At 58.0% G+C, this 15,274-nt stretch carries 13 protein-coding genes; 8 read left to right on the top strand and 5 right to left on the bottom strand.

The annotated features are described in order from the left end of the window. Positions 1-29: 29 nt before the first annotated feature. Complete coding sequence (locus tag ACR0AM_RS10835; protein WP_480475196.1) at positions 30-1,076, bottom strand: rod shape-determining protein; 1,047 nt, start codon at positions 1,074-1,076, stop codon at positions 30-32. Positions 1,077-1,231: 155 nt separating this feature from the next. On the opposite strand from ACR0AM_RS10835, the gene ACR0AM_RS10830 reads away from it, so the two are divergent. Then, positions 1,232-2,020, top strand: coding sequence for a 23S rRNA (adenine(2030)-N(6))-methyltransferase RlmJ (locus ACR0AM_RS10830; RefSeq protein ID WP_480518517.1), 789 nt, complete (start codon positions 1,232-1,234; stop codon positions 2,018-2,020). Between the two features lie 118 nt (positions 2,021-2,138). Further along, a complete protein-coding gene (locus ACR0AM_RS10825; protein ID WP_480475200.1) occupies positions 2,139-3,878 on the top strand; it encodes an adenylate/guanylate cyclase domain-containing protein in 1,740 nt (579 codons plus the stop codon). A gap of 48 nt (positions 3,879-3,926) precedes the next feature. Here ACR0AM_RS10825 and ACR0AM_RS10820 read toward each other — a convergent pair whose 3' ends face one another. After that, positions 3,927-5,495 (bottom strand): 2-isopropylmalate synthase, encoded by a 1,569-nt coding sequence (locus ACR0AM_RS10820; protein WP_480622891.1) that lies wholly within the window; start codon positions 5,493-5,495, stop codon positions 3,927-3,929. Between the two features lie 289 nt (positions 5,496-5,784). Between ACR0AM_RS10820 and ACR0AM_RS10815 the strand changes: the two genes are divergently transcribed. After that, a complete protein-coding gene (locus ACR0AM_RS10815; protein WP_480622890.1) occupies positions 5,785-6,450 on the top strand; it encodes an SDR family NAD(P)-dependent oxidoreductase in 666 nt (221 codons plus the stop codon). 4 nt (positions 6,451-6,454) lie between these two features. Here ACR0AM_RS10815 and ACR0AM_RS10810 read toward each other — a convergent pair whose 3' ends face one another. Further along, the gene (locus ACR0AM_RS10810; protein WP_480622889.1) at positions 6,455-7,936 is read right to left on the bottom strand and encodes an MORN repeat-containing protein; all 1,482 of its coding nucleotides are present in this window, start codon (positions 7,934-7,936) and stop codon (positions 6,455-6,457) included. Positions 7,937-8,089: 153 nt separating this feature from the next. Here ACR0AM_RS10810 and ACR0AM_RS10805 point away from each other — a divergent pair, with 153 nt between their 5' ends. The 3 genes from ACR0AM_RS10805 (at position 8,090) to ACR0AM_RS10795 (ending at position 11,750) form a co-directional block, all read left to right on the top strand. Further along, complete coding sequence (locus ACR0AM_RS10805; protein WP_480622888.1) at positions 8,090-9,748, top strand: NAD+ synthase; 1,659 nt, start codon at positions 8,090-8,092, stop codon at positions 9,746-9,748. Positions 9,749-10,056: 308 nt separating this feature from the next. Beyond that, entirely contained in the window at positions 10,057-10,281 is a 225-nt protein-coding gene (locus ACR0AM_RS10800; RefSeq protein WP_245220582.1) for a hypothetical protein, read from the top strand. Between the two features lie 137 nt (positions 10,282-10,418). After that, the gene (locus ACR0AM_RS10795) at positions 10,419-11,750 is read left to right on the top strand and encodes an NAD(P)/FAD-dependent oxidoreductase (RefSeq protein ID WP_480622887.1); all 1,332 of its coding nucleotides are present in this window, start codon (positions 10,419-10,421) and stop codon (positions 11,748-11,750) included. A 4-nt stretch (positions 11,751-11,754) separates the two neighbouring features. Here ACR0AM_RS10795 and ACR0AM_RS10790 read toward each other — a convergent pair whose 3' ends face one another. Beyond that, positions 11,755-12,687, bottom strand: a complete 933-nt coding sequence (locus ACR0AM_RS10790) for an MBL fold metallo-hydrolase (protein ID WP_480475212.1) — start codon at positions 12,685-12,687, stop codon at positions 11,755-11,757. Between the two features lie 116 nt (positions 12,688-12,803). On the opposite strand from ACR0AM_RS10790, the gene ACR0AM_RS10785 reads away from it, so the two are divergent. Beyond that, the gene (locus ACR0AM_RS10785) at positions 12,804-13,238 is read left to right on the top strand and encodes a DUF1801 domain-containing protein (protein ID WP_480554178.1); all 435 of its coding nucleotides are present in this window, start codon (positions 12,804-12,806) and stop codon (positions 13,236-13,238) included. Between the two features lie 75 nt (positions 13,239-13,313). Next, on the top strand, positions 13,314-14,639 hold the full coding sequence (gene gltX, locus ACR0AM_RS10780) for a glutamate--tRNA ligase (RefSeq protein WP_480622886.1): 1,326 nt from the start codon (positions 13,314-13,316) through the stop codon (positions 14,637-14,639). Between the two features lie 52 nt (positions 14,640-14,691). Here gltX and ACR0AM_RS10775 read toward each other — a convergent pair whose 3' ends face one another. Then, positions 14,692-15,261, bottom strand: a complete 570-nt coding sequence (locus tag ACR0AM_RS10775) for a gamma-glutamylcyclotransferase family protein (protein ID WP_480622885.1) — start codon at positions 15,259-15,261, stop codon at positions 14,692-14,694. Between the last annotated feature and the right edge of the window lie 13 nt (positions 15,262-15,274).

Raw genomic sequence — 15,274 nt, 5'->3', positions numbered from 1 at the left:
TATAACCCTATCTTCCGAGGGTGCGCGCCTTAGCTTTCGTAGTCAATCGCGTGGCGCAGCTGTTTTTCATATTCCAGTGCCTTGCCGGTGCCCAAAGCCACACAATTCAGGCTTTCGTCCGCAATGGAAACCGCCAGGCCTGTCTGTTCGCGCAGGGCCAGGTCCAGATCGCCCAGCAGCGCACCGCCACCGGTCAGCATCACACCGCGGTCGACAATGTCCGCAGCCAAGTCGGGCGGCGTTGTCTCAAGTGCGGTCATAACAGCCTCGCAGATCTGTTGCACGGGCTCTGACAACGCTTCGGCTATCTGGGCCTGGCTGATCTCGATTTCCTTGGGCACGCCGTTCAACAGGTCACGCCCCCGGATATGCATCGACTGACCGCGCCCGTCGTCGGGCATGCGGGCGGTGCCGATGGTTGTCTTGATGCGCTCAGCCGTGGATTCACCCACCAGAAGGTTCTGTTGGCGACGCAGGTAGGAAATGATGGCCTCGTCCATCCGGTCACCACCAACACGGACCGAACGGGCATAGACAATGTCGCCCAACGACAGAACCGCAACCTCGGTGGTGCCCCCGCCAATATCGACAACCATGTTGCCGGTCGGGTCGGTGATCGGCATACCGGCCCCGATCGCGGCCGCAATCGGTTCGGCAATCAGGCCCGCGCGACGGGCACCTGCTGACAAGACCGACTGACGAATTGCGCGCTTTTCGACCGGGGTTGCGCCATGGGGAACGCAGACAATGATCTTGGGTTTCGAGAAAGTCGAGCGCTTGTGCACCTTGCGGATGAAGTGCTTGATCATTTCTTCGGCAGTATCAAAATCGGCGATCACACCTTCGCGCATCGGACGGATGGCCTCGATCGAACCGGGTGTCCGACCCAGCATCAGCTTTGCATCTTCGCCAACGGCCAGAACTTTCTTCACACCGTCCTTGACGTGATAGGCCACAACCGAAGGTTCAGACAGGATGACACCGCGCCCCTTGACGTAAACCAGCGTGTTTGCTGTTCCAAGGTCGATAGCCATGTCCGCTGTGAACAGGCCGCCCAGATTGCCAAAGATCCCCATGTTTTCCCTGATCCTGTAATGTCGGTTTTCTACTGCCCGCGACTCGACGGTTCCGGGACGGATGACTTATAGGGTGCCATCACGCCCGGTAAAAGGGCTGATTCCGCGACAATCAGCACCTTTCCGCCTTATTGAATGGGACTTTAGAAGGCAAAATGCTCTCTTATCAACACATTTACCACGCCGGGAATCTGGCGGATGTCCAAAAGCACGCATTACTGGCGTGGGTGCTGGATTATCTGACACGCAAAGACAAGCCGCTCAGCTATATCGAGACGCATTCCGGGCGCGGGTTGTACCGGTTGGATGCAGACGAATCCATTCGGACAGGAGAGGCAGCGGAAGGGATCGGTCGCGCACAGCGGGAAGGGTGGTTCGGGCCCGACCACCCGATGGAGCAGGTCCTGAAGCAGGTACAGGCGCGGTACGGCGACACGGCCTATCCGGGATCGCCGATGATTGCTGCGACAATGTTGCGGGAACAGGACAGTTTGAACCTCGCGGAACTGCACCCACAGGAATTTGCGGCCCTGTCGTTGGCGATGTCGCCGTTTGGGGCGAAGGTCTATCAGCAGGATGGGTTCGATCTGGCGCAGTCTTTGCTGCCTCCGACTCCGCGCCGGGGCATGATGCTGATTGACCCCAGTTACGAGGTGAAAACCGATTACGACCGCATGCCCGGCATTATCGCCAAGCTGCACCGCAAGTGGAATGTGGGCGTGATTGCCCTTTGGTACCCGATCCTGACGGATGAGAGGCACGTCGGGATGGTCGCCGCTTTGAAGGCTCAGAATATGCCGAAATCTGTGCGTCATGAGGTCCGCTTTCCCGCCGCGCGCGAAGGGCATCGGATGGTGGGGTCCGGGATGTTCATTGTGAATGCGCCATTCGGGTTTGCCGAAGAAACGCAAAAACTGGATGCGCTTTTTTCCGGTCTCGGCTGACACCAGACGACATGTTGAAGGCGCACGCCACCTCGCCGATACACGCCCTGCATGTACCGATTAAAATTCTTGTTCGGTCAGGGCATGCGGCACTAGACTTGGCGCTGGGGGGATCGCAATGAATCGCAGACTCGCAGCAGTTCTGGCAGCAGACATGGTGGGTTACAGCCGCCTGATGGAAGCGGATGAACAAGGCACCTTGGCCCGTTTGCGCACTCATAGGATCGAATTAATCGACCCCTCGATCGAAAAAAACCGAGGCACTGTTATCAAGACAACCGGCGATGGGATGTTGGTCGAGTTCACCAGCGCCTGCGATGCCGTGGCTTGTGCCGTCGAAGTCCAGAACCGGATGTTTCGCAGAAATGCAGATGTGCCTAAGGATCAGCGCATCCAATTTCGGATCGGCATCAATCTGGATGAAATCATCTTTGAAGACGGGGATATTTTCGGTAGTGGGGTCAATGTGGCCGCGCGCCTGGAACAGTCTGCCTCTCCTGGTGACGTGTTGATTTCCGGCGCGGTGCACAACCAGGTGACCAGTCGGCTGGATCTTCGCTTTCAGGATCTGGGGGAGATTTCGCTCAAGAATATTTCCCAGCCGGTTCATGCCTTCCGCGTTGAACTGGACGCGCCTGCTGCGGCGGCTGGTGAAAATTCCAAAGAGGACGGCTCAACCAGAGTCGTCAAACCGACAATTGCGGTTCTGCCGTTCGAGAACATGAGCGGCGATCCCGAACAGGAGTTCTTCGTCGACGGTTTGACTGAAGACCTGTTAACCGAACTCAGCCGTCGGCACGAGTTGTTCGTGATTTCGCGCAATTCCAGTTTCGTCTACAAGGGGCAGGCCGTGAACCTTCGCCAAGTCGGCGAGACTCTGGGCGCGCAATACATCGTCGAAGGCAGTGTGCGCAAAGCCGGAAATCGCCTGCGCGTCACGGTACAGTTGATCGACAGTCAGAACGACGCCCATATCTGGGCCGAGAAATACGACCGTGACCTGGATGATATCTTTACCATCCAGGACGAGGTCACTTCGGCAGTTGTGGCGACACTGCCGGGCCGCATCGAAGCGTCGCAACAGGAAGAGTTAAAGCGAAAGACCCCTTCAAATTTCGCGGCGTATGAGTGCGTTCTGGCCGCAAAGGTTCTGCACCACCGCAGCACACGTGAGGACAATGCCGAAGCGATGAAACTGATCGAGCGGGCCATCGAACTGGACCCGGAATATGCTCATGCCCATGCCTGGCGCGGTTGCATTCGCGGTCAGGCCTGGGGGTACGGCTGGGCCGAGGACGGCGAGGCGATGAAGATGCTGGCGCTGGATTCGGCCAAGAAGGCGGCATCACTGGACGATAACGATGCCGACGTACACAGGTTGATGGCGGCGGTGGAAATTTTGCAAAATGACCTTGGGCGCGCCCGCTACCATCAGGAACGCGCGCTGTCTTTGAATCCAAACTACGATTTGGTCGTGGTGCAGATGGGAGAGTTGCTGACCTGGTCCGGTCGACCCGAGGAAGGTGCCGAGTGGATCGAAAAAGCGATGCGGCTGAACCCCCATCATCCGGCCCGGTTCTGGAGCCATTTGGGCAAAGCCCATTTCGGCGCAAAGCAATATGAAGCTGCGATCGAGGACTTTTCGCGCTTACCGGCATTGGATGTGGTTCAGCACGCCTATGTTGCGGCGTGTCACAGTTGGCTGGGCAACGAGGCCAAAGCCCGCCAACATGTCAAGGAAATCCATGTGTCACAGCCGGATTTGACTGTTCAGGACCTTGTCGCGAACCTTCATTACGGACGCGAAGAGGATTTGCAGCATCTTATCCAGGGGCTGGCTAAGGCTGGATTGTCCTGAGGTAAAAAACGGCCCGGAAGTTCGGGCCGTTTTCTGGAGCTTCGTCGATCAGGTCAGGTCTTTATAGCTGATCTCGCGCGCATCTGCGCCCGGTCCAGCCTTTTCACGGCGCACGATCAGGCGGTTGAGAGCGTGGATATAAGCCTTAGCTGATGCCACGACGGTATCGGTGTTTGCCGACTGGCCTGTTGCGATCATGCCATCCTCTTCCAGGCGCACGGAAACCGTTGCCTGCGCGTCCGTGCCCTCGGTTACGGCATGAACCTGATAAAGCTGAAGACGCGCCGTGTTGGGATAAATCGCACGAATCGCCTTAAAGGTTGCATCCACCGGGCCGTCGCCATGTTCGGTGGCGATTTTGTCCACGCCTTCTACTTCCAGCTCGACCGTCGATTCCGCCTTACCGCCCGTGCCGCAAGTCACCTTCATCGAAACCAGTTGCAGGTGGTCGTCGGCCTCGTCCAGCGTCATCAGCGCAATGAGATCGTCGTCGAACACCTCTTTCTTTCGATCCGCCAGATCCTTGAACCGGACGAAGATATCCTTGAGTTGGTTGTCACCAACCTCAAACCCCAGCGTTTCGAGCTTGTCGCGCAAGGCTGCGCGGCCCGAATGTTTGCCCAACGGCAGGGATGTTCCCGACAGACCAATGTCCTCAGGACGCATGATTTCAAAGTTTTCGCGGTTTTTCAGCATCCCGTCCTGATGGATGCCACTTTCATGGGCAAAAGCGTTCTTGCCAACAATTGCCTTGTTGAACTGCACCGGAAAACCCGAGACCGTCGCAACCCGACGCGAGATGTGCATGATCTTGGTGGTGTCGATGCCAGTGTGCCACGGCATGATATCGTTGCGCGTGCGCAGCGCCATGACCACTTCTTCCAGCGCCGTGTTGCCTGCGCGTTCGCCCAGACCGTTGATGGTGCATTCAATCTGGCGCGCACCGCCTGCGACAGCGGCCAGCGAGTTCGCGGTCGCCATGCCAAGGTCGTTGTGGCAATGGGTGGCAAAGATCACGCCATCCGCCCCCGGCACCGTTTCGATCAGACGCTTGATCAGGTCCGCGCTTTCCACCGGAGCGGTATAGCCCACCGTATCCGGGATGTTGATCGTGGTTGCCCCGGCCTTGATTGCGATCTCGATCACCCGGCACAGGTAATCCCATTCGGTTCGGGTCGCGTCCATCGGCGACCACTGGACGTTTTCACACAGATTGCGCGCGTGGCTGACCGTTTCGTGGATCTTGTCGGCCATCTCGTCCATCGTCAGGTTCGGGATGGCGCGATGCAGCGGTGAAGTGCCGATGAACGTGTGAATGCGGTTCTTCTCGGCGTGTTTTACCGCCTCCCAGCAGCGGTCGATATCGGAAAAATTCGCGCGGGCCAGACCGCAGATGCGGCTGTTTTTCGACCGTTGTGCAATTTCGGTCACAGCCTTGAAATCGCCTTCCGACGCGATGGGGAAGCCGGCCTCGATAATATCGACGCCCATGTCGTCCAGCAGTTCGGCGATCTCGAGTTTTTCGTCATGGGTCATGGTGGCGCCGGGGCTCTGCTCGCCGTCGCGCAAAGTGGTGTCGAAGATCAAGACGCGGTCTTGGTCGGTCACGTTGGTCATGGGGTTCTCTTTCTTCTTCTGTCCTAAAGCCTATGGCGCGCTGGCGTCCTCCTCTGAGCGGGCGCGCCGGATGGCACGCTCAGAGGCGGATTAGGATCAGTAGGCCACGCAGCGACGCACCGCGAAGGGCGGTGTCGACACAAGGGATATCTGCGCGGTTGATCATGGGATTGAGGTTATACAGAGCCCGCCGGGAATGGAAAGAACCAATTTGCAATACGCGAACTTCTGGCAACTGCCCTTTTTCGACAGCCTTGATTGTTCGCACTGCGCCGCTAGCTGGTCACGGATGGAAACTGCATTGATAATTGGTGCTTCTGGCGGGATTGGCGCAGCTGTTACCGGACGGCTGGTTGAGCAGGGCGTTTCGGTTACGCGTTTGTCCCGGTCGGAGGACGGCTTTGACCTGACCGATCGGGACAGGGTGATGCTGATGCTTGAAAGCCTGCCAGACCAGTTTGATCTGATTCTGGTGGCTTCGGGCGCGTTAGAGATAGACGGCGCTGTGCCGGAAAAGACCATTCGGGCGATTTCAGCCAAAGCCATGATGGATCAGTTTGCGTTGAATGCCGTTGGTCCGGCATTGGTGCTAAGCCGCGCGTATCAGCTGTTGCCGCGACATAGACGATCTGTATTCGCGGTGCTTTCGGCGCGGGTGGGATCAATCGGGGACAATCGGACAGGTGGTTGGATCAGCTACCGTGCGGCTAAGGCAGCGGTCAATCAGGTCGTCCATACCGCCGCAATTGAATTGGCCCGAACACATAAACAAGCAATTTGCGTCGCCCTTCACCCCGGCACGGTAAAAACAGAGTTCACGAACAAATACCTGGGTCGTCATCCTTCCGTCGAACCTGAAGCAGCCGCCGACAACCTGTTGAACGTGATACGCGGGTTAACGCTGGCTGATACCGGTGGGTTCTATGATTGGGCCGGTAAGCCGGTCCAGTGGTGAGCCTTCACCCGTCCGAGCTTCCGGTTGCTTCAGTATTTGCATCCGGGCTGGGTTGCGGGGCAGGGGTGTCAGCGTCACTCTGCTGGTCCGAGGTCTGGTTCGGCAACACGCCGTTTTCCCAGACACCGCTTTCCTCCTGGCCGTTGGCATAGCGCATCGTCCCACTGCCCTGCCGTTTGTTGTCAACAAAGCTGCCCTCATACACGTCGCCGTTCGAGTAGGTGGCGGTACCCACGCCGTTGATTTTTCCGTCCGACCAGTCGCCCGAATATTTGAACCCGGCGGGGGTTACGATTTCGCCTTTGCCATGCCGTTTTCCGTTCAGGAAATCACCGATGTAGACCGTGCCATCGGAATAGGTCGCCTTGCCTTTGCCCTGACGCACACCTTCAACCCAGTCGCCGTCATATACCGAGCCATCTGCGCGCGTAACCACACCTTTGCCGTGGCTTTGCGCGTTTTTGAATTGGCCTTTGTAGATCATACCATTGGTATACGTGGCCGTGCCTTGACCCTCGATAACACCCGCGATCCATTCGCCTTCATAGGTCGATCCGTCCGGATAGGTGATGCTGCCGTTTCCTTCGGCCAGATCGGCAACGAAATCGCCGACATAGACAGAGCCATCCGGATAGGTCACTTCGCCTAGGCCTTCAATCTGCCCGGCGTTCCAGTCGCCGGTATACACAAAGCCGTCTGTTCCGGTGAACGTTCCTTTGCCGTGGCGACGGTCGTCGACAAAATCGCCTTCGTACACATCCCCCTGCGCGTGGGTCACTTTGCCCTTACCGTAGCGGCGCCCTTCTTGAAGTTCGCCTTCGTATATATCGCCATTGGAATAAGTCAGGCTGCCCGTCCCGGTGATCTGGTCGCCGGACCAATCCCCTGAATACACCATTCCGTCGGGCATCGTCTGCGTGCCGGTTCCATCGCGCAAACCTGCGTTGACGTCGCCGTCGTAAACGCTGCCATCCGTATAGTTGATCCTGGCCTTGCCCTGCCGCTCACCGTCGACCCAGTCGCCATCATAGATATATCCGTCGGGAAAACTCAGCACGCCTTTGCCATGTCGCTGAGCGTTCCTGAACTCACCCTCATAGCGCGTGCCGTTCGCGAATTCAGCGATGCCGGTGCCGTTGATTGACCCTTTGGACCAATCGCCCTCGTAGCTGCTGCCATTGGCATAGATGATCTTGCCGCGCCCTTCGGGCTGACCCTTGGCGAACATGCCTTCGTAGACTGACCCGTCGGGGTAGCGTGTCGTACCCTGACCCTGAATTTCGCCTTCTACCCACTGCCCCGTGTATTCAAACCCATTCGGCAGCCGATACGTTCCTGTCCCGTGCCGCAACCCGTTCTCGTAAGTGCCTTCATAGACACCGCCAACTTCATCATCCTTGACGATGACAGTCCCGTCCTGCGCGAAAGCAGTGGCAGCTGCCAGGCTCATCCCCGCTGCCAAAATTGAGTTTCGGATCACGTTCATTTCTGGTCCTGTCTGCCCGGTCGTCGCTGGTGATATCTCTTGCGCAAAACTAAGGTACCGTTGCAGGCAGAGCAACGGCTTTTGCCGCATTGGTCTTTTACTCGCGCGGTGATCTGCTAAATGGCAATAGGACTTACGAGGCAAGAGGGCAGCATGGCCGACCGTTTCCGCATCACTCTGGCGCAACTGAACCCGACCGTTGGCGATATCGAAGGCAACGCAGCAAAGGCCTTTGCGACATGGGAACAAGGCAAGGCAGCGGGCGCGGATCTGGTGGCTTTCCCCGAGATGTTCATCACCGGCTACAACACGCAGGATCTGGTTCTCAAACCGGTATTCCACCGCGCGGCCATGTCTGCGGTCGAAGCGCTGGCTGCAAAATGCGCCGAAGGTCCTGCAATTGCCGTAGGTGGTCCCTGGGTCGATGATGGAAAGCTGTACAACGCCTACCTGATCCTGAAGGGTGGCCGGATCACCAGCAAGGTTCTGAAGCACCACCTGCCGAATGAGACGGTGTTCGACGAAGTGCGCCTTTACGATGCGGGACCTCTGGGTGGGCCGTATTCGGTAGGGAATTTCCGGATTGGCAGCCCGATCTGTGAAGACAGCTGGCACCCGGACGTGGCAGAAACGCTGGAGGAAACCGGGGCCGAGTTTTTGTTGATCCCCAACGGGTCGCCCTATTTCCGGGATAAATACGATGTGCGACTGAACCATATGGTCGCGCGCGTGGTCGAAACGGGACTGCCGCTGATTTACCTGAATATGGTTGGCGGGCAGGATGATCAGGTCTTTGACGGTGCCAGTTTTGGCCTGAACCCGGGCGGGGAATTGGCGTTCCGGATGCCTGTTTTCGACGAGCTGCTCTCGTATGTCGATCTTAAGCGCGGCGAAGACGGCTGGCGGATCGCATCAGGTGAAATCGTGCCCCAACCGGATGAGTGGGAGCAGGACTACCGCGCGATGGTGCAGTCTCTTCGCGACTACATGGGGAAAACCGGTTTCAAAAAGGCGCTGCTGGGCTTGTCCGGCGGGATTGATTCCGCGCTGGTCGCGACCATTGCGGTCGATGCCATCGGGGCCGAAAATGTCCGCTGCGTGATGCTCCCGTCGGAATACACCAGTCAGGCCTCGCTTGACGATGCCGAGGCGGTCGCCAAAGCGCTGGGCGTGCATTATGACTACGTGCCGATCTCGGACAGCCGCGCAGCCGTCACCAGTACTTTGGCCCCGTTGTTTGCAGGGCTGGATGAAGGGTTGACCGAAGAAAACATTCAATCCCGCCTGCGCGGGTTGCTGTTGATGGCGATCTCGAACAAGTTCGGCGAAATGCTGTTGACCACCGGCAACAAATCCGAGGTCGCCGTGGGCTATGCCACGATCTATGGCGACATGAACGGCGGCTATAATCCGATCAAGGATCTGTACAAGACCCGTGTGTTTGAAACCTGCCGCTGGCGCAATGCCAATCACCGCAACTGGATGATGGGCCCTGCAGGCGAAGTGATCCGTCCCTCTGTCATCGACAAACCGCCCAGTGCGGAACTGCGCGAAGATCAGAAAGACAGCGACAGCCTGCCGGATTACCCGGTGCTGGACGGAATACTTGAGATCCTGGTCGATCAGGACGGATCGATCGCGGACTGCGTCGCCGCCGGGTACAACGAAGCAGATGCTCAGCGGGTCGAACATCTGGTTTATATCAGCGAGTATAAACGGTTCCAGTCCGCCCCCGGTACGCGCCTGAGCAACCGCGCGTTCTGGCTGGACCGGCGGTATCCAATTGTGAATCGCTGGCGCGATCGCCCCTGATTGCCGCAATTCGCGCGTTGCATTGGAAACAGTAAAGTTTCCCTCCTTTTGATTGTTTTCCGATTTCTCGTTTTGGGCCTGCCAGAGGAACAAAATCCGGCCTTTGACTTGTTGTAGTGACAACTTTCTGCCACATTTCAGCTTGAAAATTGCCCTATGTGGGGCGGATGCGACGCAATTCTCAAAGTCGCAAGCCGATTTTGATGAAGTGTGACGCATCCGGGGTTGGATGTCTGAGTAAATGGTTTGGTTTTGACATGTATAGTGAATATCAGAGATCGCATCATGCTCTTTTGAAACGGCGGACGATGGAATCTCCGCCGCAGGAGTTGGATGAGGAAAAGCTGGAAGCGGCGATTGCCGGTGTCCTGAATGAACAGCGGCTGTCCGACGAACAGGCAGCGGCGTCGCTTCGGGCTGAGTTTCCAAGCTTGTTGCCGCAGAAGGACGTAACCGCCCAGACCGTGCAAAAAGACACCGGGTTGACCGCGAAGCTGCGTCAGAAATGGGCGGAACTGTCCGGCGCAGCGTGATGTGCTGAGGATTTTCGATGCCGTTGGCGTCTGGGCCACAGGCGTCATAAATAGTGCCAACATTGCGACAATTCGTGTTGCCAAACTTCTAGACCTTGGTCCCCATACGGGTTCAGGCGACAGAGTAATGCATATTTATGACGGCACCAAAACCGAACCCCGTAGAATCCAATCTTGCCCTTCCCAAATCTGTTGATGTCGTCGTTGTTGGCGGCGGCATAATCGGCGTTTCAACAGCGCTGGAACTGGCAGAACGCGGAGCTTCCGTCCTTTTGTGCGAAAAGGGACAGATTGCGGCTGAACAAAGCTCGCGCAATTGGGGGTGGGTGCGTTTGGGTATGCGAGACCCCCGCGAAATTCCCCTGATGCAAGAGGCGTTGCGGATATGGCCGACCCTTGATGCCCGCCTGGATGGCAATACCGGATATACGCAATCCGGCATTCTTTTTGGCGCGTCCGGCAAGCGGGGCGAAGTCAATCTGAAGCGTTGGATGCGCCATGTAGAAGGATTACAGACCGGGGCAAAAATGGTGTCGGGACGCGAGTTGGCAGAGTTGTTGCACGGGCATGAAACCGGCCTGACATCTGCCCTGTACATGCCGCAGGACGGGCGCGCCGAGCCGCAATGGGCTGCCCCGGCCATAGCCGAAGCCGCACGGCGTCTGGGTGCTGTAATCATGACAGGCTGCGCCGTGCGAAGTGTAGACATTCAGGATGGGCGTATTGCTGGTGTATTCACCGAGCGCGGCAAGGTCGCCTGCGGGCGCGTGGTTCTGGCGGGGGGCGCGTGGTCGCGTTTGTTTGCGGGAAATGCAGGTATCAACCTGCCGCAGCTTAAGGTTCTGAATACGGTTCTGCGGACTTCTCCGGTGAAAGATGGGCCCGAAACTGCGTTATGGTCGGATGATGTTGCGATCCGAAAGCGCGCTGATGGGGGGCACACCATCGCGTCCGGACATCAGAACACGGTCGATATCGTACCGGACAGTTTCCGGCTGGGGTTGCAGTTTCGCTTTGCCTTTGCGCAGGAATGGAAATCCCTGCGCTTTCGCTGGTCAAATCAGTGGGCTATCGAGGCCCGTCAAAACAGAAGATGGTTGCCGACCGACATAACCCCGTTCGAGCTGTGCCGGGTTTTGGATCCTGAACCTTCGCAGAAGTTTTTGCGACAAGCCTGGGCCAGTGCACGAAAAGGATTTCCTGCCTTGCTGGATAGTGAAATCGTCCAAAGTTGGGCGGGTATGATTGATGTCACCCCCGACGCCATTCCCGTAATCTCGGGCGTGGATGACATGCCGGGTATGTATATCGCCACGGGCTTTTCCGGCCACGGCTTTGGCATCGGTCCCGGCGCCGGCCGCCTGACAGCGGACCTTGTCACTGATTCAACCCCTTGTGTGGATCCGACCGCGTTCCGTCTGTCTCGGTTCACTGACGGCTCAAAAGTGCGACCGGATCCGGGTTACTAGGGGCTTAGCCCATCATCTGATAGCTGACTGGAACAAAGCGGAAGCCCTCGCCCCGTGTCTCGACAAAGCCCGCGGCAGGGAAGGGCATGTGATAGCCGACCATCGGCACCTTGTCGGCTGCCAGCATGCCAAGAACATTTCGGCGCGCGGCGGTTGCGGCGGCCTTGTCCATGTCAAACCGAACCTCCCATTCCGGATGGGCAAAGGACCACACGTAATGGTTGGCCAAGTCCGCTGTCAGCAGAAGGCGCTGTCCGTTGCTCTCCAGATGATAAACCGTATGACCCGGGGTATGGCCGTGGGCCGCAACCGCAGTTATGCCCGACGCCACTTGCTCTCCATCGCCGATAAAGCTCATCTTCTCGGCCAGCGGTGTGACTTTTGCGGCTACAAGATCACCGACATTGTTTCCGGCCTCTTGCGCGGACCAGAAATCGTATTCCGTTGCCGAGGTCACATAGCGTGCGTTGGCAAAGGTTGGTGCGCCATCCGTTGTCATGCCGCCAATATGGTCTGGATGCATATGGGTCAGCACGACAACGTCGATCTGATCCGGGCTGACACCTGCATCGGCCAAAGCGGCCTGAATGCCGCCTTGCCCCAGACCGGTGTCGAACAATACCAGTTCCGATCCGGTGTTGACCAGTGAGGGGGTAAAGAAAAATTGGGCGGTGTCGGCGGGAATAAAGTTCTCGGCCGAAACCTTTGCGAAGTCTTCATCTGACGCTCCGCCGCCAAAGATATCCTGGGCGCCATCGCGGGGCAGGCTGCCATCCAGCAAGGTCGTGACGGTAAAGTCGCCGACATGGAATGACTTGGCGATGGTCGAGTTGGCCTTGGCGTCAGAGCCTGCGGCCAAAACCGGCGCTGCTGCCGTGGCAAACGGTAAGGCGGCAGCAGTTCCCAAGGCGGCGCGGCGAGTAAGTTTGATCGTCATTATCGTTCTCCCTGTCAGAACACCTTTAGAAAAACTAGAACGGTGTGAGATTCTGACCAGATGTTACGACATCCACGCAGGGTGCATGGATGAACAATACGTGTTAATTTTTGTTCATGTCGCGATCGCAGAACAAAACCGTTCCAACGGATCAAAGTGTAGAAGACTTCCTTAATTCGGTCCAATCAGAACGTCGGGCCGAAGAGACGCGCGCTCTGGACGACCTGTTTCGGGCTACCACCGGATTTGATCCGGTCATGTGGGGCCCGTCGATGATAGGGTATGGCCGTTATCACTATCGCTACGCCTCGGGCCGAGAGGGCGATTTTCTGGCAACCGGATTTTCTCCGCGCAAGTCGGCGCTGGTGATTTATATCATGCCGGGTTACGCGGATTTTGGCGGCATTCTGGCCCGGTTGGGTAAGCACAAGTTGGGCAAGTCCTGCCTGTATGTGAACAAGCTGGCGGATATCGACATGCAGGTTCTGTCGGAACTCATTCGCGCCGGGTTGGACGACCTTGGCAGGATATGGCCCGTGGAACCGCGTTGAATCACCTGATGGATCAAGCGGCGGCTGGACAAAAACGCGCCCATGTGACAAGAGCCGCGCCAACAGGAGACACCCATGACAACCACCCGTTTCGCCCCGTCGCCCACCGGTTACATCCATGTGGGCAACCTGCGCACCGCCCTGATGAACTATCTGATCGCCCGCAAGGCGGGCGGTACGTTCATCCTGCGCATCGATGACACCGACCCCGAGCGCTCGAAAGAGGAATATGTCGATGCCATCAAACAGGATCTTGAGTGGCTGGGTTTGCACTGGGATCGCGTCGAGCGTCAATCCGAGCGTTTGGATCGCTACGCCGAAGCGGCTGACAAGTTGCGCGCGATGGGGCGGTTCTATGAAGCGTTTGAGACGCCCACCGAGCTGGACCTGAAGCGCAAGAAACAGCTGAACATGGGCAAGCCGCCGGTTTATGACCGTGCCGCGCTGAACCTGTCGGATGCCGAGAAGGATGCGCTGCGCGCTGAACGTGGCAACGGTGTCTGGCGTTTCAAGCTGGATCACGAACGGATCGAGTGGACCGATGGAATTCTGGGCGACATCTCGATCGATGCGGCCTCGGTCTCTGATCCGGTTCTGATCCGTGGTGATGGGCAGGTTCTTTATACGATTGCGTCGGTGGTGGATGACACTGAAATGGGCGTGACTGATGTCGTGCGCGGCTCGGATCACGTGACCAACACTGCGACCCAGATTCAGATCATCAAGGCACTGGGCGGGGATTGCCCGCGCTTTGCGCATCACTCGCTGCTGACCGGCCCGCAGGGCGAAGCTCTGTCGAAACGCCTCGGTACGCTGGCCCTGCGCGATCTGCGTGAACAGGGCGTGCAGCCGATGGCACTGCTGAGCCTGATGGCGCGACTGGGTTCGTCCGATCCGGTCGAGCTGCGCTCGGATATGGCCGAGTTGATCGACGGCTTTGACGTGAGCCGGTTTGGTGCCGCGCCGACCAAGTTCGACGTGCAGGACCTGTTCCCGCTGACCGCCAAATACCTGCAATCGCTGCCGCTGGCGAATGTGGCCGATGCTGTCGCGGATGCCGGGGTGCCTGCCGAACTGGCCGAACCGTTCTGGGCCATGGCGCGGGAAAACATCACCACTTTGGCCGACCTCAAAGGGTGGTGGGACCTGTGCCGTGACGGCGCCGAACCGTTGGTTGCCGATGAAGATCGCGAATTCATCGCTAAGGCCATGTCGCTGCTGCCCGAAGGCCCGTTCGATGGTGAAACTTGGGGAGCTTGGACCAACGCCGTGAAAGAGGCAACAGGCCGCAAGGGAAAAGGCCTGTTCATGCCGCTGCGCAAGGCGTTGACAGGTGCAGAACGTGGCCCGGAAATGGCGGCGTTGCTGCCGTTGCTGCAGGTGATCCGCGCGCGCGGCTAACGCGGTAGTACACGACATTTAAGGGCCACGCCGTCGGCGTGGCCTTTTGTCGTCAAACCGGTTGTTCAATCCGAACCGACAAACTGGTCAGGCGGTCATCGACAAAATCACGCTCGACAGGTTTGAGTTGTTGATGTCGCGGGTAACGTGGCTCGGCCCGGTCATTCAGGATCGGGGCATCCCATCCGCTGGTTGTTGCAAAGAACCGGTCTGCCCCGTCTTCTCCAAACGCCCGCAAGTAACCCTGAACAACAACATCGATGTAGCTGAGTAGCAGGGGGTGGTGATTGCTGGGCTCGTTGTGCCGATCTTGCGGGACGGCGTAGACCGCAATTTCAACTTCATGTGTCAGTGGATGTGAAATCGACCGGGATACCGGAATTCGGTCATAGGCCCATTCCCGTTCATCCAGCGCAGCCCAGTCGTTCTTGGGGACATGCGCGATCATGCCTTCGATCTCAGACTCGGGGTCCGGGACAGCTGTCAGGAACGCGACCGGGCGCAGATCAGTGTGTCGCCATGCGCGTTTCCACCCCTTCAGTATTGCTGGGCGGGGGTCGGGAAAATCATGTGTGGCGAGGTTCACAAGGCTTCCATAACCAAAGAAATAGGGGTCGGCCATGTGAGAGGTGTCC

The organism is Ruegeria sp. AD9 (genome assembly GCF_056542305.1).
Note: the sequence above shows the minus strand (reverse complement) of the source record. Positions and strands in the feature narration are given on the sequence as shown.

Excerpts from the sequence above, each read along its gene's own strand:
- ACR0AM_RS10775 (WP_480622885.1), bottom strand. The coding sequence starts at position 15,261 with ATGGCCGACCCCTATTTCTTTGGTTATGGAAGCCTTGTGAACCTCGCC.
- ACR0AM_RS10790 (WP_480475212.1), bottom strand. The coding sequence starts at position 12,687 with ATGACGATCAAACTTACTCGCCGCGCCGCCTTGGGAACTGCTGCCGCC.
- ACR0AM_RS10795 (WP_480622887.1), top strand. The coding sequence starts at position 10,419 with ATGACGGCACCAAAACCGAACCCCGTAGAATCCAATCTTGCCCTTCCC.
- ACR0AM_RS10830 (WP_480518517.1), top strand. The coding sequence starts at position 1,232 with ATGCTCTCTTATCAACACATTTACCACGCCGGGAATCTGGCGGATGTC.
- ACR0AM_RS10805 (WP_480622888.1), top strand. The coding sequence starts at position 8,090 with ATGGCCGACCGTTTCCGCATCACTCTGGCGCAACTGAACCCGACCGTT.
- ACR0AM_RS10810 (WP_480622889.1), bottom strand. The coding sequence starts at position 7,936 with ATGAACGTGATCCGAAACTCAATTTTGGCAGCGGGGATGAGCCTGGCA.
- ACR0AM_RS10825 (WP_480475200.1), top strand. The coding sequence starts at position 2,139 with ATGAATCGCAGACTCGCAGCAGTTCTGGCAGCAGACATGGTGGGTTAC.
- gltX (WP_480622886.1), top strand. The coding sequence starts at position 13,314 with ATGACAACCACCCGTTTCGCCCCGTCGCCCACCGGTTACATCCATGTG.
- ACR0AM_RS10820 (WP_480622891.1), bottom strand. The coding sequence starts at position 5,495 with ATGACCAACGTGACCGACCAAGACCGCGTCTTGATCTTCGACACCACT.
- ACR0AM_RS10815 (WP_480622890.1), top strand. The coding sequence starts at position 5,785 with ATGGAAACTGCATTGATAATTGGTGCTTCTGGCGGGATTGGCGCAGCT.
- ACR0AM_RS10785 (WP_480554178.1), top strand. The coding sequence starts at position 12,804 with ATGTCGCGATCGCAGAACAAAACCGTTCCAACGGATCAAAGTGTAGAA.
- ACR0AM_RS10800 (WP_245220582.1), top strand. The coding sequence starts at position 10,057 with ATGGAATCTCCGCCGCAGGAGTTGGATGAGGAAAAGCTGGAAGCGGCG.
- ACR0AM_RS10835 (WP_480475196.1), bottom strand. The coding sequence starts at position 1,076 with ATGGGGATCTTTGGCAATCTGGGCGGCCTGTTCACAGCGGACATGGCT.